This window comes from Nonomuraea sp. NPDC003560, from assembly GCF_042878785.1.
Classification (GTDB): Bacteria; Actinomycetota; Actinomycetes; order Streptosporangiales; family Streptosporangiaceae; genus Nonomuraea.
This window is the reverse complement of sequence record NZ_JBIAOF010000001.1, coordinates 698,103-717,716: the sequence shown is the minus strand read 5'-3', so window position 1 is coordinate 717,716 and position 19,614 is coordinate 698,103. Positions and strand designations below refer to the sequence as shown.

At 72.8% G+C, this 19,614-nt stretch carries 14 protein-coding genes; 5 read left to right on the top strand and 9 right to left on the bottom strand.

The window, feature by feature from the left end; genetic code table 11:
* The first annotated feature begins 8 nt into the window (after nt 1–8).
* The 4 genes from ACFYUV_RS03400 (at nt 9) to ACFYUV_RS03385 (ending at nt 5,640) form a co-directional block, all read left to right on the top strand.
* Nucleotides 9–2,234, top strand: coding sequence for a glycoside hydrolase family 3 C-terminal domain-containing protein (locus tag ACFYUV_RS03400; RefSeq protein WP_387664360.1), 2,226 nt, complete (start codon nt 9–11; stop codon nt 2,232–2,234).
* A 561-nt stretch (nt 2,235–2,795) separates the two neighbouring features.
* Entirely contained in the window at nt 2,796–3,032 is a 237-nt protein-coding gene (locus ACFYUV_RS03395; RefSeq protein WP_352320310.1) for a hypothetical protein, read from the top strand.
* A gap of 8 nt (nt 3,033–3,040) precedes the next feature.
* Entirely contained in the window at nt 3,041–5,089 is a 2,049-nt protein-coding gene (locus ACFYUV_RS03390; RefSeq protein ID WP_387664358.1) for a hypothetical protein, read from the top strand.
* Nucleotides 5,086–5,640, top strand: coding sequence for a hypothetical protein (locus ACFYUV_RS03385; protein WP_387664356.1), 555 nt, complete (start codon nt 5,086–5,088; stop codon nt 5,638–5,640). Before ACFYUV_RS03390 ends, ACFYUV_RS03385 begins: the two co-directional genes overlap by 4 nt.
* 55 nt (nt 5,641–5,695) lie before the next feature.
* Here the strand turns inward: ACFYUV_RS03385 and ACFYUV_RS03380 are convergent, their stop codons facing one another.
* Entirely contained in the window at nt 5,696–6,448 is a 753-nt protein-coding gene (locus ACFYUV_RS03380; protein ID WP_387664354.1) for an IclR family transcriptional regulator, read from the bottom strand.
* A 453-nt stretch (nt 6,449–6,901) separates the two neighbouring features.
* Between ACFYUV_RS03380 and ACFYUV_RS03375 the strand changes: the two genes are divergently transcribed.
* Entirely contained in the window at nt 6,902–7,723 is an 822-nt protein-coding gene (locus tag ACFYUV_RS03375) for a fumarylacetoacetate hydrolase family protein (protein WP_387664352.1), read from the top strand.
* A 636-nt stretch (nt 7,724–8,359) separates the two neighbouring features.
* Here ACFYUV_RS03375 and ACFYUV_RS03370 read toward each other — a convergent pair.
* The 8 genes from ACFYUV_RS03370 to ACFYUV_RS03335 all read right to left on the bottom strand — a co-directional run bounded on the left by ACFYUV_RS03370 (nt 8,360) and on the right by ACFYUV_RS03335 (nt 19,558).
* Nucleotides 8,360–9,874: a heparinase II/III family protein gene (locus ACFYUV_RS03370; protein WP_387664350.1), complete on the bottom strand. Its 1,515-nt coding sequence runs from the start codon at nt 9,872–9,874 to the stop codon at nt 8,360–8,362.
* 129 nt (nt 9,875–10,003) lie between these two features.
* Nucleotides 10,004–11,197 carry a hypothetical protein gene (locus ACFYUV_RS03365; protein ID WP_387664348.1) on the bottom strand — a complete coding sequence of 398 codons (1,194 nt, stop codon included), beginning with the start codon at nt 11,195–11,197 and terminating at the stop codon, nt 10,004–10,006.
* The gene (locus ACFYUV_RS03360) at nt 11,190–11,774 is read right to left on the bottom strand and encodes an RNA polymerase sigma factor (protein ID WP_387664346.1); all 585 of its coding nucleotides are present in this window, start codon (nt 11,772–11,774) and stop codon (nt 11,190–11,192) included. Before ACFYUV_RS03360 ends, ACFYUV_RS03365 begins: the two co-directional genes overlap by 8 nt.
* A gap of 342 nt (nt 11,775–12,116) precedes the next feature.
* Nucleotides 12,117–13,067, bottom strand: coding sequence for a winged helix DNA-binding domain-containing protein (locus tag ACFYUV_RS03355; RefSeq protein ID WP_387664344.1), 951 nt, complete (start codon nt 13,065–13,067; stop codon nt 12,117–12,119).
* 8 nt (nt 13,068–13,075) lie between these two features.
* Nucleotides 13,076–15,112, bottom strand: coding sequence for a DUF3488 and transglutaminase-like domain-containing protein (locus ACFYUV_RS03350; RefSeq protein ID WP_387664342.1), 2,037 nt, complete (start codon nt 15,110–15,112; stop codon nt 13,076–13,078).
* Between the two features lie 197 nt (nt 15,113–15,309).
* Nucleotides 15,310–16,410 carry a DUF58 domain-containing protein gene (locus ACFYUV_RS03345; protein WP_387664340.1) on the bottom strand — a complete coding sequence of 367 codons (1,101 nt, stop codon included), beginning with the start codon at nt 16,408–16,410 and terminating at the stop codon, nt 15,310–15,312.
* Nucleotides 16,411–17,403 carry an AAA family ATPase gene (locus ACFYUV_RS03340; RefSeq protein WP_387664338.1) on the bottom strand — a complete coding sequence of 331 codons (993 nt, stop codon included), beginning with the start codon at nt 17,401–17,403 and terminating at the stop codon, nt 16,411–16,413. It abuts the gene before it with no gap.
* 13 nt (nt 17,404–17,416) lie between these two features.
* Nucleotides 17,417–19,558 (bottom strand): fibronectin type III domain-containing protein, encoded by a 2,142-nt coding sequence (locus ACFYUV_RS03335; protein WP_387664336.1) that lies wholly within the window; start codon nt 19,556–19,558, stop codon nt 17,417–17,419.
* Nucleotides 19,559–19,614 lie beyond the last annotated feature (56 nt).

Genomic DNA, 19,614 nt, shown 5'->3' with positions numbered 1-19,614 from the left:
GGTGTTCCATGGCTCTTCCCCCCGACCTCACCACGGCAGAGAAGGCGTCGCTCACGTCCGGGAGCGACACCTGGCACACCACGGCCGTCCGCGACGCGGTGCCCGCGATCACGCTGTCCGACGGGCCGCACGGCATCCGCCGCCAGCGCGCGGACGCCGGCGACGCGCTCGGGCTGACCCGCAGCGAGCCCGCCACGTGCTTCCCGCCCGCCGTGGCCCTCGGCTCCTCGTGGGACCCGGCGCTGGCCCGCCGGGTGGGCGCGGCGCTGGCCAAGGAGGCCGCCGCGCTGGGGGTGGACGTCGTGCTGGGCCCTGGGGTGAACATCAAGCGGTCGCCGCTGTGCGGGCGCAACTTCGAGTACTTCTCCGAGGACCCGTACCTGACCGGGGTGATGGGGGCGGCGCTGGTCACCGGCGTCCAGTCGCGCGGCGTCGGGGCCTGCGTCAAGCACTTCGCGGTCAACAACCAGGAGACCGACCGCATGCGGATCAGCGCGGACGTCGACGAGCGCACGCTGCGCGAGATCTACCTGCCCGCCTTCGAGCACATCGTCCGGGAGGCCCGCCCGTACGCGATCATGTGCTCCTACAACCGCGTCAACGGCGTGTACGCCTCCCAGCACCGCTGGCTGCTGACCACCCTGCTGCGCGACGAATGGGGCTTCGACGGCCTGGTGATGTCGGACTGGGGCGCGGTCAACGACCGGGTGGCGGCCCTCGAAGCGGGCCTGGACCTGGAGATGCCGCCCACCGGCACCGACGGCCTGATCGAGGACGCGGTGCGCTCGGGCCGCCTGCCCGAGTCCGTGCTCGACCTGGCGGCGGGCCGCGTCGCCGGGCTCGCCGAACGCGTCGCCGGCCGCGAGCGGCACGACGGCTGGGACGTCGACGAGCACCACGAGCTGGCCCGCGAGGCCGCCCGCGCCTCCGCCGTGCTGCTGAAGAACGACGGCGTGCTGCCGCTGGCCCCCGGCCTGCGCGTGGCCGTGCTGGGCGAGCTCGCCCGCACCCCGCGCTACCAGGGGCACGGCAGCTCGCACGTGGTGCCCACCCGCCTGGACACCGCGCTCGACGCGCTCGGCCAGGCCGTCGAGGGGCTGACGTTCGCCCCCGGCTACCGGCTCGACGGCGAGGCCGACGACGATCTGGCGCGGGAGGCGGTGGAGCGCGCGGCGGCGGCCGAGGTGGCGGTGGTCTTCCTCGGCCTGCCCGAGGCCGCCGAGTCCGAGGGCTTCGACCGCACCTCGATCGACCTGCCCGGCGTCCAGGTCGAGCTGCTGCGGCGGGTGGCCGAGGTGTGCCCGCGGGTGGTCGTCGTGCTGTCCAACGGCGGGGTCGTGTCGGTGGCCGGGTGGCGGCACCTCGCCTCGGCCGTCCTGGAGGGCTGGCTGCTCGGCCAGGCGGGCGGCGCGGCGCTGGCCGACCTGCTGCTCGGCACGCACAGCCCGTCCGGACGGCTCACCGAGACGATCCCGCTGCGCCTCGCCGACGTACCGTCCCACCTGCACTTCCCCGGCTCCGACGGCCACGTCGTGTACGGCGAGGGCCGCTACGTCGGCTACCGGCACCACGACACGCTGGGCACCGAGGTCGCCTACCCCTTCGGCCACGGGCTGACCTACACCCGGTTCGCGTACTCCGACCTGGACGTGCGCGAGACCGGCCCCCACACCTGGGACGTCGCCTTCACCGTCACCAACACCGGCGACCGCCACGGCCAGGAGGTGACCCAGCTCTACGTCGCCTTCGAGGCCGAACACCCCTCGCGGCCCCGGCACGGGCTGCGCGCCTTCGCCAAGGTCGGCCTGGCCCCCGGGGCGAGCGAACGCGTACGGCTCGCCCTCGGGCCGCGCGACCTGGCGCGGTGGTCGGTGACGCGCGGCGGCTGGCGGATCGACCCCGGGCCGTTCACCGTCGAGGTGGGCGCGTCGTCACGGGACATCCGGCTGCGCGCGGAGCTGAGCACGCCCGGCGACGGATATGTGGGCGAGCTGAGCGAGATGTCCACGCTGGGCGAGTGGCTGGCGCACCCGGTGGGCGGCCGGGTGCTGAGGGAACGGCTCCGGCAGGCCCCGGGGCTGCCCGACCTCGACCGGACAGATTCGCCTCTGGTGGGGCTGGCGCTCGGCATCCCGTTGATCAAGTTCCGGACGTTCGGGATAGGGCTGACGGCCGACGTCGTCGCCGACCTCGTCACCGCTGCTCGGAGCGCGCTTCCGGAGAATGATCGCTAGGTCGTCCCGTCCTGGCGGACCCCATATGCGTCCGTTCCCCTGAAGGACCCGCCTCCCCGGCACCTCCATCTCCCCAGCCCCACCAGCAGCACCCCGGCGGGCCCCTCCTCCCCGAAGAACGCCCCTCACCCCCCACCCAGCCTCGCCACCAGCCCTTCCACGCGCCCCCAGTCCAGTCTTTCGGCCCCCACCCGCCACCCACCCCCGGCGCTTTGCCCACCCACCCGAGCCCTTTGGCCACCCACGCCAGCGCACGTAGCACCTCACCCGACACCCCACCCGCCGCCACCGCCAGCCACCCTCACCCCCGCACCCAGCCTCGCCCCCAGCGCTCATCTCCCCTCACCTGACACCACCCCAAGGCTTTCCCCTCCCTCCCATTCACCAAATGCAACGAAATAACACATTTAGCCTCTTTATCATCACAAACCTTCGCCTAATTCATCAGCCCAGAGCCGAATCACGCGAGGACTCCTTTTCCATTTCACCGGCGCCGACGCAGCGGGCTAATATTCCATCGACCACCCCTCCCCCGCCCCCCAAGCGCAACGAAATCGGGTGATGATGGCGACGCAGCACGAAATAACCGCCGCCCGGCGTCACATCGAACGACTGCGCGACGAACACGCCAACGACCTGACCGCACTGATCCGCCTGGTGGACGGCGGCGCACTCAAGGGCCCCGCCGGCGACAGCCTCGCCGCCGACCTGCGCACCTGGGACCACGGCTTCAAGGACCTGTTCACCCGGGCCCTGAGGCTGCTCGACACGCTGCACCCGTCCGAGCCCGCCTCATGACCCCTCCCGTGGGCATCGACCCCGCCCTGATGACCCAGCTCATCAACGGCATGAAACGAGCAAGCAGCACGCTTCCCGACATCGGCCTCCAAGTCGAACGAGCCCTCACCACCCTCGGCGTAGCCCTGTGGGGGCCGGCCCAGCTGTCGACCATCGGCCGCCAGCTGCGCGACCAGATCCCCACACTCCAGGGCCGTCTCGACCTCATCCTCGCCACCCCGGACCGGCGCCCCGGCGAAGACGGCGTCCTCTGGGCCGACGAATCCCCATGGCTGTCGAAATCCCCCTCCGAAGGCGCGGCCGCGGCCACCGCACTGGCCGCCCGACTCCGTGCGCAAATCGCGTCCCATTCACTCGACGCAGAATCCGTAGCCGAACTCGAACGTCACAAGAACGACCCGTTCTTCGCCGTGGCCTTTCTCACCCTGATGCCGCCGCGTGAACTCAAATCGCTCATCGCCCGCGCATACCTCTACGACCTCCCACCCGGCGACCGCCCCCTCCTCTACGACACGGCCATCCAGGACCGGTTCCTCACCATGCTCAGCACCCTGCTCGGCACCGCCTCCCACGGAGTCGGCCGGATGCGCCTGGCCGCCGACTACGCCGACCGCCTGATCGAGGACATCGGCCACCCCCAGGACGCGTTCGCCGTCAAGAGACTCCTCCAGGACGGCGACTTCGACCACACCTTCCTGCTCACCCTGGTCCGCAAGCTGCACGACCTGGACCTCGCCCATCCCCCCGACCTGTCCCTCCCCCGAGACCCCTGGACGCTCCCCGGCCCCAGAGACGTCTCCCCCGGCGACCTCAGCCCCATGGGCGCCGCCCTGATCGCCCTGGCCCACCACCCCGCCGTGGCCCAGGACTTCTTCACCGACCCCGCCCGCAAACCCCTCGCCTACCTGATGCGCACCCACCCCTGGCTGGGCGACGCCGACGCCGACCTCGGCTGGGCCATCCAGGCCGCCACCACAGAATTCCGCGACCACGACCTGCCACCGGGCGGGTCACGCGGCTACAAGTCCGCCCTGATCGCCTCCTGGGCGGTCCGCTTCTGGAGCGACCCCAAGGTCCAGGCCAACCTCCCCTCCACCCGCCCCCACCTCGGCACCGTCCTGAGCCAGTACATCGGCGACGTGCACCGCTCCGCGCAAATCTTCAGCAAGGAGGTGCCGGGTGTCGTAAGCGGTCTTGATCCGGCCAAGGAACTGCACGGCTGGGAACCCTATGGTTCGAGGTTCGACGCGGATGAGATCCATAAGGCCATGACATGGGCCTTCGAGGACGAAGAAACATTCCGGGCCGTCGCCGCTGCGCATGGCCTGTACGCCGCCAGGATGCTGGACGAACTCGCGGCCAAGGTCGCCACAGAGGTGGAACGCGACTTCATTACATGGCAAGAGGCACACCCGGAGGCAACACAGCAGCAGCGAGACAACATGCGCCAGGACATCCTGGAGGAGCGCATGGCGCGTAGCGGAGGGGCGGAGTTCACCGCAGCGGTGGGGAGTCTCGGTATGACGACCTGGTTGATCATCGATGCCGCCAACATTTCCTCGATCGCAAAGGCGAAAGCGGACGACGTCCGCCTGAACTCTTTCAAGAGGTTGACCGAACAGGTGGTCGGGCTGATCCCGATGCCGTCGGGGAAGTTCGTCGGACTCATGGCCGACACAGCCAAGGGGTTGATGTTCGACAAGGTTTCACCGAGTTATGAGGAGCAAGCTCGCCAGGACGCCGACACCGCGCTGGGCGCGGCCAAGCACATGTTCACCGATCTGACGGCTTCCGTAATGATGCGCCACGGCCTCTTCGGAAAAGCTTCCGCCCAGACTCACCCGTACTACTACAAGGATTTCTCGCCTGGCGCGCCGGGGCATTTCATTACGGACAGGTCCATCAAACCTTGGGCTGAGATGAACGCCGAACAACGTTCCGCCTACGATGAGTGGCTGTCACTGCCTGTAACTGCCCGCGTCTTTGGCCAGCCCGATGTCGCCATCGCACTCAGTTTCAAGGCAGCGGAAAAGCACTATGGCGGACATGGCTCATGAGAAGGAAACTGTCGCTGATGTTCCTTGCCACCCTCCTGTTGCTCATGGCGGCATGCTCATCACCGCCCGACACGGCATCGGACGCCCGGCCGCTCGGGAACATCACCGCTACCCCGCGCGAGTGTGGCTTGATCTCGGCGAACGCCATCCAGATCGCCACCGGCTTCAAGGATTATCGGGCCATCGGTACAAGAATGAGTGGAGGGCGGCAGTTCGCGTCCTGCTCGGTTGTCAACGGTCTTGCCTTGGAAGGCGAGCTGGGGTTGGTCATCAAGGTCCATGAGCCGTCTCCGGTCAGCCCCGAAGGACTCGAGAACACGAAAGTGGCCACGGGGGGAAACGACCTACCTGCTGGACTGCGACCAGGATTCGCGTCACGACGCAAGGATGCCACCGGCCAAGTGATCGATTTCGTCTACGGATGGACTCCTGACTACCAGCGTCTCCTCAGCATCGAGGTGACGGAGGGGGCGCCCGGGAGGGATTCGTTGGCGGATGCGGTGGAGTTTTTTCGGCAGCTCAAGCCGCTGCTGCTCACGTCGTCTCGGTAGTGGGTTGCCTGGTGGTGGTCGGAGCCGGTGGGGGCTGTCCAGGGCGTCCGGCGGGTCAGGTGGGGAAGTTGGTGAGGTGGGGTTCGGCCTCGGTGATGGATTGGCGGAGGTCGGTCAGGAGGGACGGGAGGCGGTCGGGGGTGTAGCGGGCCGAGGGGATCGAGATGGACAGGGCTCCCACGGGGGTGCCGCGGCCGTTGCGTAGCGCCGCTCCGATCGCCGAGACGCCCTGTTCCGTGTCGTCGAGGTTGAGGGCGTAGCCGCGGGGGCGGATCTCGTCGAGTTCGCGGAGCAGGGACGCGCGTTCCTGCTCGGGCAGGTCCTGGTAGAGGTCGGCGAGCTGGTCGCGAGGCAGCGAGGACAGCAGGACCTTGCCGCCGGAGGCGCGGTGGGCGGGCAGGATCGTGCCGCGGCGGTCGCCGACGTACAGGATCTGCGGGGACTCGATGCTGTCCAGGAAGCGTACTTCGGTGCCCATTCTGACCATGAGGTTCACGGTCTCCCGGACGCGGGCGCACAGGGCCTCCATGGCTGGCCGGACGTGCGCGCGCAGCTCGCGCAGGGACGAGCCGCCGCCGTCGCCCGCCGCCGGGCCGAGGAAGGGGCCCGGCAGGTAGGTGTGGTGCTCGTCCTGGACGGCGAAGTCGCGATAGACCAGCATCGCCAGCAGGCGGTGCGCGGTCGAGCGGGCGATGCCGAGCTCCTTGGCGACGTCGGTGACCTTGAGACGTCCTTGGTCGCGCAGCATGTGGAGGAGAAGCAGCGCGTTGTCGACCGAGCCCAGGGGGTACGCGGGCTTGTTCTTCACAGCAGAACGCTAGTGCAGTACGCGGAATTACTCCCTAGCGTTGGGCAGCATGAATCCCGATGAGACGTTGTACGCGGACGTCGCTGTCGTGCATCTGTCCTGTTCTGGGCGCAGGTCGGCGACTTGATGCCCGTACGTCCTGGGTTCAGGGCGCGGCTGCATGGGAGACGCTCCATCCGGCGGTTCAACGGGCGGTCCAGCGGACGGGTGAGGTGGGTTCGGTGGGTGGGGGTGGCGAGCGGCGGGCCGTCGTGCCGGCCCGCACCGGCCTGGACGGGCTGCCGGGTGTCACCGCGGCCTTCGAGGCGGGCATCCAGTGTTCTGAGGCTGTTGTTGCCTGAGCACCGCTGTGTCCGGGGGCGTGGCTGGTGCAGGCGCGCGCGCCGGTTCGAATTGTTCTGTTTTTCCGACACGCCCTCTTGAGGGCCTGCACCAGTATCGAGAGGAGCTCGCGTGAAGCTCGCGACGCTGCGACTGCCGCGCCGTACGGCCGCCGTCCGGATCGACGGGGAGCACGCCGTTGAGGTGGGGGCGCCCGACGTCGGGATGTTGCTGGCCGACCCGCGCTGGCGGGACGTGGCCGCCGCGGCGGACGGGGCACGGCATCCGCTGTCCACGGCCGACCTGGCGCCCGTGGTGCCGGTGCCGGGGAAGATCATCTGTGTCGGGCTCAACTACCGCGATCACATCCTGGAGATGGGACGTGAGTTGCCGCGGTATCCGACGGTGTTCGCGAAGTTCGCCGAGGCGCTGATCGGGCCGTACGACGACATCGAGTTGCCCGCGGTATCGGATGCCATGGACTGGGAGGGCGAGCTGGCCGTGATCGTCGGGGCGGAGGTGCGCGACGCCTCGCCTGCGGAGGCCGAGGCGGCCATCGCCGGGTACTCGGTGCTCAACGACGTGACGGCCAGGGACTACCAGAACCGTACGGCGCAGTGGCTGCAGGGCAAGACGTTCGAGGGGACGACGCCGTTCGGGCCCTTCCTCGTCACGCCGGACGAGATCAGCGGGGCGATGACCCTGGAGTGCGAGGTGGACGGGGAGGTCGTGCAGCAGGCGGACACGGCCGGCCTGGTGTTCCCGCCGGGTGAGCTGATCGCGTACCTGTCGCAGATTCTCACGCTGCGGCCGGGTGACGTCATCGCGACCGGCACGCCCGGGGGCGTGGGGCATGCCCGGAAGCCGCCCCGGTATCTGATGGACGGGAGCAAGGTCGTCACCCGGATCGCGGGGGTCGGCGAGCTGGTGAACACGGCTCGCCGCCTGGCCTGACCCGGCCTCACTCCCGGACCGCCTCGGCCCGGCCTGCTCTCGCTGGGTGACGACCTATTTCGCCGGTTACATGTGGGCAGCCGACCTCGACCGTCTCTCGGTGCTGCCGGGGTGCGTGGGGGCTCGGCGGCCATCGTGGGCCTCTACCGAACTGCGCGAGGGTCCGGCAGAGGCCCGAGAGACGGGACGCAGGGGCGGTCACCGTGGGCGGGTGCAGTGGCGGTCCCGGCGGACGAGTGGGTGGCCGGCAAGGCGCGCGGTGGCGTCCCGTCTGCGGGTGTCGTGGCGGTACCAGTGGATGGGAGCAGTCGGGGCGGTGAGCCCTGGGGCCGGTCCCAGGTCGGTGCGTGGGGCAGGGCCGCCTGGCCTTTCCCTGGTGACGATGTGCGGGCGGTGTCTTTCCCCGGTGACGAGGTGATGCGGTGTCTGGTGGGCGACATCGCGCGCCCGGTGCCGTGGTTCCTGGCCGCGGGCGTGCGCCCGGTGCCGTGGTTCCTGGCCGCGGGCGTGCGCCCGGTGCCGTGGTTCCTGGCCGCGGGCGTGCGCCGGGACGTAGGGGTGTGCGAGGCGGTCGTGGGGGCTGGTGGTGACGAGGGTGCGGTGGCTGGGTGCCTGAGAAGGTGCACGGGTTGTGGGTCAGGGAGAAGGGGTCCATGACAGGGGTAGGTGGGGGGTGGCTGGGGTGTCGGTGCCGGGGAGGATCACGGTCAGTACCTCGGCTGCGCTTCCTGACGTGACCGTCACCGCCTCCGCCGTGCGCAGGTAGCCGGTGGAGACCGTAGTGGTCCCCACCTCCATGCCCGTCGCGGGCCACTGGAGCAGTGTGACGCGCCAGTCGCCGTCGCCGAGGACCACGGCGTCCGCCCGCCGTTCGACCAGTCGTAGCGCGGGGTCGAAGTGCCACAGGCTGCGCAGCGTCCCGGACGGGACCGAGTCGCGTACGGCCATCACGTCCTCGCCGTGCCCGACCCATACGCGGCGGGTCCTGGTCACCCCGTAGGCGTCGTCGGCCAGCTCGAACTCCTGGCGTCCGGGGGCGAGGTCGGCGTGCACCAGGCGGGTGGCCGTGCCGGGACGGAAGTCCCCGTCCGGGACGGGCACGTTGTGGGCCTGCGGGGTACGGGTCCAGGCCGCGTACTCGGTCCGTTCGTAGGAGTGGAACCCGGCCTCGACCAGGATGCGGCGGCCCTGGGCGCTGTAGGTGACGCCGAGGTGGTCCTCGTGGCCGTGCAGGCGGCGGCCGGGGCCGAACCTGATCGAGTAGTGGGCCGAGCGCGGGTCGTCCCAGGCGGTCCTGCCGAAGACGTATCCGGCGTCGAAGACGCGTACGACAGGGCCCTCGTGGGGGAAGCCGGGGGCGCGGGTGTCGGCCGGGCTGTCGCCGATGGGGGTCAGGCAGCCGTCGGGCTGGGTGGCGTGCGCGATGTAGCCCTCCAGGGCGGTCCGGCGGGCGGCGAGGCGGGCCGGGGGCACGGCGCCGCTCTCGCTGATCGCGCGCAGGGCCACGCCGAGGCGGCGGTGCACGTACAGGCCGTAGCGGGGGGCCTGTTCGTGCAGCACGCCCTGGGCGTCGACGGCCAGTTCGGCGGACCCGGTCATCCTGCGTACGGCCAGGTCGCGCCACTTGGCGCGGCCGAGGCGGCAGCCGATGAGCAGCAGCCCGATGTCCTGGTCCAGCCCGTGGTTGTGACCCGCGCGGTAGAGCGCGGGGTCGGCCAGGACCTCGCCGTGCTCGGCCAGGCTCGCCCACAGCCGCGGGGTGCGCACGTGCTCGCTCAGGCAGACCAGCACGGGCGCGCGCAGGGCGACGGCGTGCTCGGCCCACGCCCACGGGCTCAGCTCGTGCCCGCCGCGCGGGTTCCGGCTGATCCACTGCGCGGTCACGTCGGCGGCGCGCTCCAGGCAGGCCCGCTCGCCCGTGCGCTCGTACGCGGCGACCAGCCGGCCCGCCCAGCGCAGCGTGTGCAGGTTCAGCGCCCAGGAGCGGTTGCCGTACGGGTCGGCGGTCCAGTCGATCTCCGTGCCGAGGTCGGCGGGCGGCAGGCCGACGAAGCGGACCCGTCCGTCCATCACCTCCGCGACGTCGGCGGCGGGGAACTGGTCGCTCAGGCAGATGGCCCTGCCGGTGGTCGTGCGGGCACGCCAGAACACGTCGCGGCTCCTGTTTCGGGGCGCGCTGAACTCGCCGTGCGGCGGTCACGCGCCTGCCGGGGTGGGGTCAGTGCAGGTCGGGGTGGGGTCAGTGCAGGTCGGGGCGGGGAACGCGGGTCGGGGCGGGGGTCAGTGCAGGTCGGGGGCCTGGTCGGTCCAGCCTGCCGTGAGGACGATCTGCGAGCCGCCGGTCCCGCCCGCGTCGGTGCCGGCGAGGACCTGGGAGGTGGCCGGATCGATGATCAACGTCCGCCGGACGCCGGTGGGGAGCGGATAGCTGAACGCCTCCCCGGGACGGCCCAGGGGGTCGGCGCGACCGCCCAGGTAGCGGACGTCGGGCAGGTCGGCCAACGCCCGGTAGGCGGCGGCGCGTACGGCGGGGGGTGACGGCTTGCTCCACAGCAGGCCGCTGAGCGCGTCGGCGAGCAGGCCCGCCGAACCGGCGGGCAACATCGCGGCCACCCGCTCCTTGAGCGCCGCGGCGTCGGCGGGCAGCTCCTGGATCTGGCGGAACGTCAGGTCGCGGCCCGCCATGGTGAACGGCGCCCGGCCCGTCACCGGGACGACCCGCCCACGCCCCGCACAGCTCCCCTCATGGGCCGGTCCCGAGGGGGGCGCGGGGGTGGCGACGCGGCCCGGGTGCGACGCGGAGGCGGCAGGGGTGGAGGTGGGAGCCGTAGGAGCGGCGGTGGAGGTGGGAGCCTCAGGGGTGGGGGCGGGAGTGGAGGTGGGGGCCAGGGTGGAGGTGATGGTGAGGGCGGAGTTGGCGGCCGGGGTGGCGGTGCAGGTCCAGGCTCGGCCGTCTCTGGTGGCCCAGAGCTCGGTGAGGCGGTCGCCGTCGTGCAGCCGGCTGATGTGCCAGTAGGTCGCCTGCTGCCCGGAGGCCGCCGTACTGGCCGCCGCGAGCAGGATCGAACGGCCAGGCACGGCGGACGGCGTCCCTCTGACCAGCATGAGGGCCACGGCGAGGGCGGCGGCCGTGGCCAGGGAGAGCGCCGAGAGCCGCGTCAGGCGCCGGCGGCGGCGCGCGGCCGCCATCCGCCGCCACACCCTGGCCTGGGCGTAGGGTGCGGGCGCCGGATGCCCGTACAGGTCCCGGACGGCCCGCAGGTCGTCACCACCAGGGAACGAGCGCGGGTCAGGAGCGGGCTGGAGCTGCTCGGGAACGGAGGACGAACGCGGGTCGGCAGGGGACCCGGACTGCTCGGGAACGGAGGACGAGCGCGGGTCGGCAGGGGACCCGGACTGCTCGGGAACGGAGGACGAACGCGGGTCGGGAGCGGAGCCGGGCTGCTCCGAGACGGGAGGGCGGGGGTCAGCCATGGGCGGTCTCCAGGACGTGCGTGCCGAGCAGGCCGCGCAGCTTCTTGCGGGCCCGGCTGAGCCGCGACCCCACGGTCCCGTACGGGATGCCGAGGACGGTGGCGATCTCGTCGTTGCTCAGCCCGGCGAGCGCGACGAGCAGCAGCACGTCGCGGTCGCGCCGGTCGAGCTCGGCCAGGGCGGCGGCCAGGTTGGGACGAAGGCTCTGGGCGCTGACCCGCAGGGCGACGGCCTCCTCGTGGCCGGGGGCGTCGCCGTCGGGGCCGCAGCGTCCGAGCGCCCGCAGCGTGCGGGCCTCCAGCCGGCGCTGCTTGCCGATGAGGTTCGTGGCGATGCCGTAGAGCCAGGCGCGCACGCCCGCCCGCGACGGGTCGTAGTGCGCGCGCTTGCGGAAGGCGGTCAGGAAGGTCTCGGCGACGATGTCCTCGGCGTGGTCGGGGCCGAGCCGCTGGGCGACGTAGGCGTGGATCTCGCCGAAGTACCGGTCGAACACCTCCTCGAAGCGCTCGTCGAGCGTGCGCTCGCCGGGCGCGCGGGCGGCCCACGGCACCGCCGTCGTGATGGTCTCCCCCGTCATGTCCAGCCTCCGTGCGTCAAGTGATTCTTCTCTTATCACCCGATGTGCCGGATCGCGTTCACGACAATTCCCTCTCAACGGTCACATGCCTTTCTTCCGGGTAGGCGGATGGCATGGGGAGCTGGTCATCGCCCTGGTCGGGGTGGGACCGCGGGGGTTGTCGGTGCTGGAACGGCTGCTGGTCCGGCTGGCCGGGCTCGACCGCGCGGTGACCGTGCGGGCGTTCGACGCGGCGGGCTGCCGTTCCTGGCCCGGCCGTCCGTGCCCGTCTTCCCGACGCCGGCGGTGCCGACGCCGTGACCGCCGCCCTGCTCGGCCAGGAAGAGTGCGGCGAGGACGCGGTCAGCGGCCGCTGAGGAAGCGGCGGACGTCCTCGATCTCCGCCCGGGCCGGCTCCTCGGGCAGCTCGCCGAACGGCTGCACGCTCACCTGGGCGCCCTTCCTGGACCACACGCCCGCGACCGTCCCCCCGGCCAGCACGACCGGGCGCAGGACGCCGCCGCCGGGGAACACCTTGGCGGCGTGCTCGGAGGCCAGGACGCCGTCCCGGCCGCGCCAGCCCATCAGGAACTCGTCGAAGGCGGGCGCCAGGCGCAGCACGGGCTCGCCGGGCTCGGGCGGGTCCTGGGCGGCGCTCGTCCGCCAGGCGGCGCGGGCCTCGCCGAGCGGCAGGCCGGACCAGGCGGCCAGGTCCTCGGGGGTGGCCGGGTGGTGGGCGCGGCGGTAGCGCACGGCCAGCTCCTTCAGCGCCTTCCCGCGGTCGGGCTCGGGCACGACGGGCGCGCCGAGCCAGTCGCCCGCGTGCACGTACGTCGGCTTGCCCGCCCTGGAGGGGCCGAGCACCGCCAGGCCGTGATGGGCGGCCAGCGCCATCAGGTGCACGACGCCCTGGCCGCGGGCCCGTCCGGCGAGGCGTTCCGTCAGCTCGGCCTTGGTCAGCGGGCCCTGGCCGGCGAGCGCGTGCACGGCGAGCGGGAGCAGGTCGTCGCCTGTGACGCCCTCCTGCCGCAGGCGGCGCAGGGCCGCGGTGTCGCTGCTGGTGAGGGTGTGGATCCAGGGGAGGTCGTCGGCGTGCACGAAGTGCAGCGTGCCGCGCGGGCCCCACGTCCTGACGATCTCGCGGGCCTGCCAGGCGGCCTCGATGCCGGACGGTGTGAGGGTGGCCGAGCGGGCGCGGAAGGCGAGCAGGGCGGAGGGCACGTCCTGCGCCTGGATCGCGGTCAGGTGCCGGACGACGTCGGCCGCGGTGAGGCCGGGCGGGCGGTGCAGGAGCTGGGCCTCGACGCTTCTCATGGACGGGATCATCGCAGGAGGAGCCGGTCGCGCAGGCGGGTGGGGAGGGGGGTGCGCGAGCGGACGGCGCGGCGGACGGCGTCGCTGCTGTCCCATGCGCGGGCGGCGTCGGCGTCGGTGACGTCGTCGGGGGCGTACCTGACGAAGTTCGAAATTTCGGCCAACGGCCTGAGATGGGTGGTGATGTCGGGTGGCTGGCCGGTCAGGACGTCCTCGGCGGTCAGCGTCCGCCTGCCGCCCAGCCGCAGGTCGTCGCAGGTCTGCCGCCAGGCGCCGAGCACCCGGTCGCCGGGCGCCCGGCCGCGTCTCCTGGACCGCCTGCGCCACCAGGGCAGCACGGCGGCCGTCACCGCGTACGCCACCAGCAGGCCCCCGCCCACGGCGGCGGCGAGCACCCAGGGCGACGGCCCGCCGCCGGACCGCGCGCCCTGTTCCCCGGCCTTCGGGCGGACCGTGCCGGACCGGTCGCCGCCCCCGCGCGTGAACTCGCCCTCCAGCTGCTCGCTCTCCTTGATCGACGAGGAGACGACGTCGTGGTCGTCCTTGGCGCCGCTGCGGCCGGGCGTGGGGTAGAACGGCCGCCAGCCCAGCCGTTCGAACTTGATCTCCGCCCACGCCATGACGTGCCCCGACCTGACGTGGTAGACGCCCCCGGACGCCTGTCCCGGCCGGAAGCCCACCACCACCCGCGACGGCAGCCCGAGCGTCCTGGCCATGAGCGCGAACGTCGCCGCGAACTGCTCCGAGGTGCCCCGGTGCGTGGTCCGCAGGAAGAACTCCAGGCCCTTGAGCGAGTGGCCGGGCGGCGCGGTGACGTCGTAGGAGGCACTGGTGCGCAGGTAGCTCTGCAGCCGGTAAGCCTGCTTGATCGGCGCGTCCGCGCCCTTGGTCGCCTCCTGCGCGAGCTCGCGGAACAGCTTCTCCTGCGGCCCTGGCGGGAACGCGGTCAGCGCGGCGTCGTCGTGCGCGGGGGTGGCCGCCAGCAGGTCCTCCTTGGACGGTTCCGGCACCCTGGACGTCACCTCGTAGGCGAAGCCCTTGCCGGGACGCCTGCCGGTTCCCGCGGCGGGGTCGGCCAGGAGGGCGCCGCTCTGCGGGTCGGCGGCCAGCCCGGGGACACCCTCGACCTCGACCGGCCGTTCGGCGGCGGGCAGCCACGTCCCCGGCAGCCCGGTGAAGGTCACCCGCTGCCGGACGACCCGCGCGGCCCCCGTCCACTCCCCTTCCGGGACCCGGCCGCCCGTGGGACGGAAGCGGGCCCCGGACGTCCAGCGCACGCCGTCGTAGCGGTCGAGCACGGCCAGCCGCCAGTTGAGCGGCTTGTCCGCCTTGACGGTGAACAGCTCCCTGTCGGGGATCTGCAGCCAGCCCGACACGCGGTCGAGCGGGCTCACGCTGTCCACCCGCCGGGGCGGCGGCAGATCGGCGTCCTGCCTCGGGTCGTACGGCTGCGCCGCCACGGGCAGCAGCGGCCCCACCACCAGCGCCAGTGCGGCCAGGACGGCGGCGGCGGGCAGGCCGCCGAGCAGCCAGAGCGGCGAGCGGTCGTCGCGGACCAGGGCGAGGGCGGCGACGAGCACGAACAGGGCGGCGGCGACCGGCAGGTTCGAGCCCTCGCCGTCCACGCCGAGCAGCAGCGCGGCGGCGAACACGGCCAGGGCGGGGACGGCGGCGACGATCCTGGTGCGGGTGCGGGTGAGGGTCTCGGCGCCGATGACGGCGGCGGCCCAGACGAGCGTGTGCACGAGGACGAGCAGGCGCGGCTCGGGCTGGGCGGGGAGCAGCGTGGTGAGCAGCGCGTGCCAGGCGTCGGCCACGTCGGCGAGCACGCCGGGGGCCAGGCCGTGGTAGAGCGGGATCGTCCCGGCGAGCCAGGCGACGAGGTCGAGCGCGAGCGCGAGCCACAGGGGCCGCCGCGCGGTGAGCGCCGCCACCAGGACGGGGGCGACGGCGGCGGGCGCGATCGCGAGCAGGAGCTCGGCGCCGGGGAAGACCCGGTGGAACCCCCACCCGGCGACCCCGGCCACGGCCGCCACCACCACCACCAGCCCGACGCCTCCCCGCCACCCCACCCCGGACGCGCGCGCAGAAGGGACAGGAGCAGGCGCGAACGCAGAAGGGACAGGAGCGGACGCGGACGCAGAAGGGACAGGATCGGGCGCGGACGCGGGCACGACAGGCGCGGGAGAAGCGGGGGCGGGCGCGGGAGAAACCGGAGCGGGCGTGGGCGGTTGTGGGGGTGTCATCGGGGGGTCCAGGCGAAGGGGAGGGCGGCCAGGTCGGTGAGGGGGATGACCGTGACGCCGGGCACGCTCACCGGCCCCGGACCGGTCAGCACGCAGATCACCCGGTCGAAGCGCCGCCGGACCCCCGCCGCCCGTCCCGCCTCGGCCGCGTCACCGGTGACCAGCACCAGCGACCCGCCGCCGCGCGCCACCCGCATGATCTCCCCCACGCCCGCCGAGCCCGGCCGCGCCAGGGCGAGCCGGTCGAGGATCGCGTCGGGGTCGGCGTCGGCCTTGGCGTCGGCCGCCGCCCGCTCGCCGGCCAGCACCCGCACCGGGAACCCCGCGCGGGCGGCCGCCACCGCCACGGACGCCGCCGCGTCGACCGCCAGTTCGGTCAGCTCCCGCGTGTCCAGGACGACGGTCGTGGTGGGCAGGCTCGCGTCGATGAGCTGGCGGACCATCAGCGTGCCGGTCCTGGCGCTGGAGCGCCAGTGGACGTGCCGCAGGTCGTCGCCCACGACGTACTCGCGCAGGGTGTGGAAGGTGACGGTGCCGCTGGGGGCGTTGTCGCTGGTGGGACCCTCCAGGTGGTGGGCCCGGCCGGACGGCGGCACGGACAGCGCGACGGTGCGCGGGCGGACCAGGAGGGTGACGGCGTCGCCGTACCGTCGCACCCGGCGCGTGAGGCCGAACGGGTCGGCCCGGACCAGCAGCAGCGGCCCGACCGGGATCTCGCCGCGCACGTCGGTGGGCAGCGGGTAGGAGACGGTGCGCGCGGCGTTCCTGGGCAGCCGCGGCAGGCCGATCAGGTGCTCCGACGTCCCGACGCGGTCCTGGACGCGCAGCCCCGACAGGCCGCGCCGGCCCCGGTTGACCACGTTCAGCACCGCGACCGCCGCCTCGCCCCTCGGCACCTTGAGCGGCGTCACCTCGCGCCGCACCTCCAGGTCGGGCGCGGGGGCCGTCCAGGCGAGGGCGGCGGCCAGGGCGAGCACGCCGCCGGTGGCCAGCACGACCGGCTCGGGGTAGCCGAGGGCGAAGCCCGCCGCGTAGAGCGCCGCCGAGCCCGCGAGCGTGGCCCACCCGAGCGGGGTGAACAGGGCCGTGAGCCGCATCTACGCCGCCTGCGGCACCGGCATCCCGGCGAGGATCTCGCCGAGCGCGGACGCCGCGCCGATCTCGCGCAGCTCGGCCTCCGGGGTGACGATCAGCCGGTGCGCCAGCACCGGGACGGCCAGCGCCTTGACGTCCTCGGGCACCACGTAGTGGCGCCCGGCGGCGGCCGCCCTGACGCGGGCGGCGCGCAGCAGCGCGAGGCTTCCCCGAGGGCTCGCGCCCAGCCGCAGGTGCGGGCTGGTACGGGTGGCCGCGCACAGCCCGACGATGTAGTCGTAGACCGGGTCGGCCACGTGGATCCGGGAGGCGAAGTCGATCATCCCGGCCACGTCCGTCGCCCGCGCCACCACCGGCAGCCGCTCGACCTGCGGCCCGGTCGGCCCGCCCTTGAGCACCTCGACCTCCGAGACGTGGTCGGGGTAGCCGACGGAGATCTTCATCAGGAACCGGTCGAGCTGGGCCTCGGGCAGCGGGTACGTGCCGTCCATGTCCACCGGGTTCTGCGTGGCCACCACCAGGAACGGCCGCGGCACCGGGTGCGGCTCGGCGTCCACGGTGACCCGGCGCTCCTCCATGACCTCCAGCAGGGCCGACTGGGTCTTGGGCGAGGCCCGGTTGATCTCGTCGGCGAGCACGATGTTGGCGAACACCGGGCCCTGGTGGAACTCGAACTTCTGGTGCGCCTGGTTGAAGATCGACACGCCGGTGATGTCGCTCGGCAGCAGGTCGGGGGTGAACTGGATGCGCCGCCACTCGGCGTCCACGCTGGCCGCGACCGAGCGGGCGAGGGTGGTCTTGCCGGTGCCCGGGACGTCCTCGACGAGCAGGTGGCCCTCGGCGAACAGGCAGATCAGGGCCAGTTCGACGGCCTCGCGCTTGCCGCGGACGACGCGCTCGATGTTGCCGGCCAGGAGCTGGAACCGCTGGGCGAACTGGCCGGCCAGGGCGGCGGGCTGCTGCGCCACCTGGTCCGGGTAGGTGTACTGGGTCAACCGGTCCCCCTCCTCAGTCGGTGCACTCGAAGAGCGGCGGCGCCGGGAACGAGCCGCGGGGCGTGGTCATGAGCGTCTCGCTCAGATAGGCCACGCCGCCGTTCCACTCGATCCTGTTCCAGACGTCGCTGGTCTCCTTGCTCTCGTCCTCCGTGACGCTCTGGCCCTTGACCTGGCAGATGACGGTGATCGAGACGTACTGCCCCTTCGGGATGCGGCCCGCCTCGCCGGTCTTCGTCGCGGCGGGGCGGACCAGCGTGTCCACCACGTTGTTGTTGGCGTTCTTGTACTGCTGCCTCGGGTAGGTCAGGTCCACCTCGACGGAGGCGACGTCCGGGCTCTCCCCCGCCTGGTTCGTGGCCTTGAGCTTGAAGGCGTACTTCGCGTTGTTCTTCAGCCCGTCCACGCTGAACGACGTCCCCTTGATCGCGTCATTCGCGACCGCGCCGCTGAGCTGGTAGGTCACGCTCGGGTCGCCGTTCTCGGGGGCGCTCCAGGTCAGCTCGGCGCCCCGGTTCCTGGGCCTGGCGGCGAAGTTCGACGGCGCCGCGGGCGCCACGCAGGGCCTGGCCCCCGCGCTCCGCTCAGACTCCACCTCCCCGCCCGGCCAGTGGGCGACGACGACGAAGGTGTACTCCTGGGCGCAGTCGCCGCCGGTGAACTCGAACTGGAAGGGCCCGTCGGCGTTCACCGACTGCGGTTCCGGCCGTCCCTCGCCGGACGCCTTGAGCGTGTAGCGCTCGACCTTGCCGCCGGTGGACGGGCTGAAGGTGACGGTCACCCGGCCGGGGCCCGATCGCGCGGTCACCGCGCCGGGCGCGCCGGGGGCGGCGGTTGGCGTCGGTGTCGGGGTCGGGGTCGGGGTCGGGGTGGTCGCAGGGGTCGGCGTGGCCGTCCTGGCCGGGTGGCGGGGCCGCTCGGTCTGCTTCGTCCTGGTCGGGTCGGGTTCGCTGGTCTCGGGCGGATCGTCCGGCGGCGGGTCGGGGATCGTGGGGTCGGGGCGCGGGGTCTGCTTGGGCTTGGGGGTGTTGGTCGGCCCCGGTACGTCGGAGTCGTCCTTGTCCACGTCGTGCTTGCGGCCCTCGGGGTCGATGACCAGGGCCTTGTCGCCGTTCTCGTCGTTGGCCCAGAGCAGGCCGTCCTTGACGAACACGTCCACCGGGCCCGGCCCGTCCGCCACCTGGAGGGTGGTGGGCCGCCCGCCGGCGGCGCTGTCCCAGACGATCAGCGCACCACGGCTCTTGTCCGGTACGTACACCTTCGACCCGAGCACCTGCGGCACCCCGAGCCCGGCCGGGTCGCCGGTCGCGAACCTGGTGCTGAGCACGGCGTTGGAGGAGGTGTCGAGCACGACGAGCAGCCCCGAGCCGCCCGGCGTCAGCACCGGGACGAGCGGGCCCTCGGTCGAGGCCGGGGTGAGCACGCCGCCCTTGGCCGCCCGCGCGACCTCCTTGGGCAGGGCGATCTCGCCGACGCCGCCGTCCGCGCCGACGGTGACGGCGGTGGCGGCCCGCGTGTTGACCACGACGGGCAGGCCGCCGGCGATGGTCACGGCCAGTTCCTCGCCCGGTTCGCCCACCTTGACGGGGGTCGCGGCGACGCCGCCGGACACCGGCACGACCTGGCCCCTGGCGGTCACCGGCACCCACAGCCTGCCGCCGCCGTCGATCCTGGCCGCGCCGAGCGGGCCGGGCAGGGTGACGGGCGCGCCCACGGCGTTCAGCGTGACCGGGTCGATGCGCTGGACGCGGCCCGCCGCCGGATCGACGGCGTAGGCCGTGCCGCCGGAGACGGCGAGCTGCGTCCCGGCCGCGCCGAGGTCGCGGGTCTGGGTGACGGTGAGCTGGCTGGGCTCGACCCGGCTGACGAAGCCGGTGCGGTCGTCGACGAGCAGCACGTTCGTGCCGTCCTGGACGACGCGCAACTGCTTGCCGGCCTTGTCGTCGAGGTAGCCGTCCACCTCGCCCGACAGGCCGTTCACGTGCACGACCCTGCCCTTGGCCTTGGTCCACAGCCACGCGCCGACGTCGGCCAGCTCCGGATTGGCGCTGGAGACGCCCACGCCGAACCACGCCGCCGCGGCCACCAGGAGCATGGCCGCCCCACCGGCCATCAGGGCCGTCGCCCGGTCCCCGCCGAGCATACGGATGGACAACCGTTACTCACCCCGTATGTGCGATCACAGAGAGTTTGCCCCGCTTTAACCTGGAT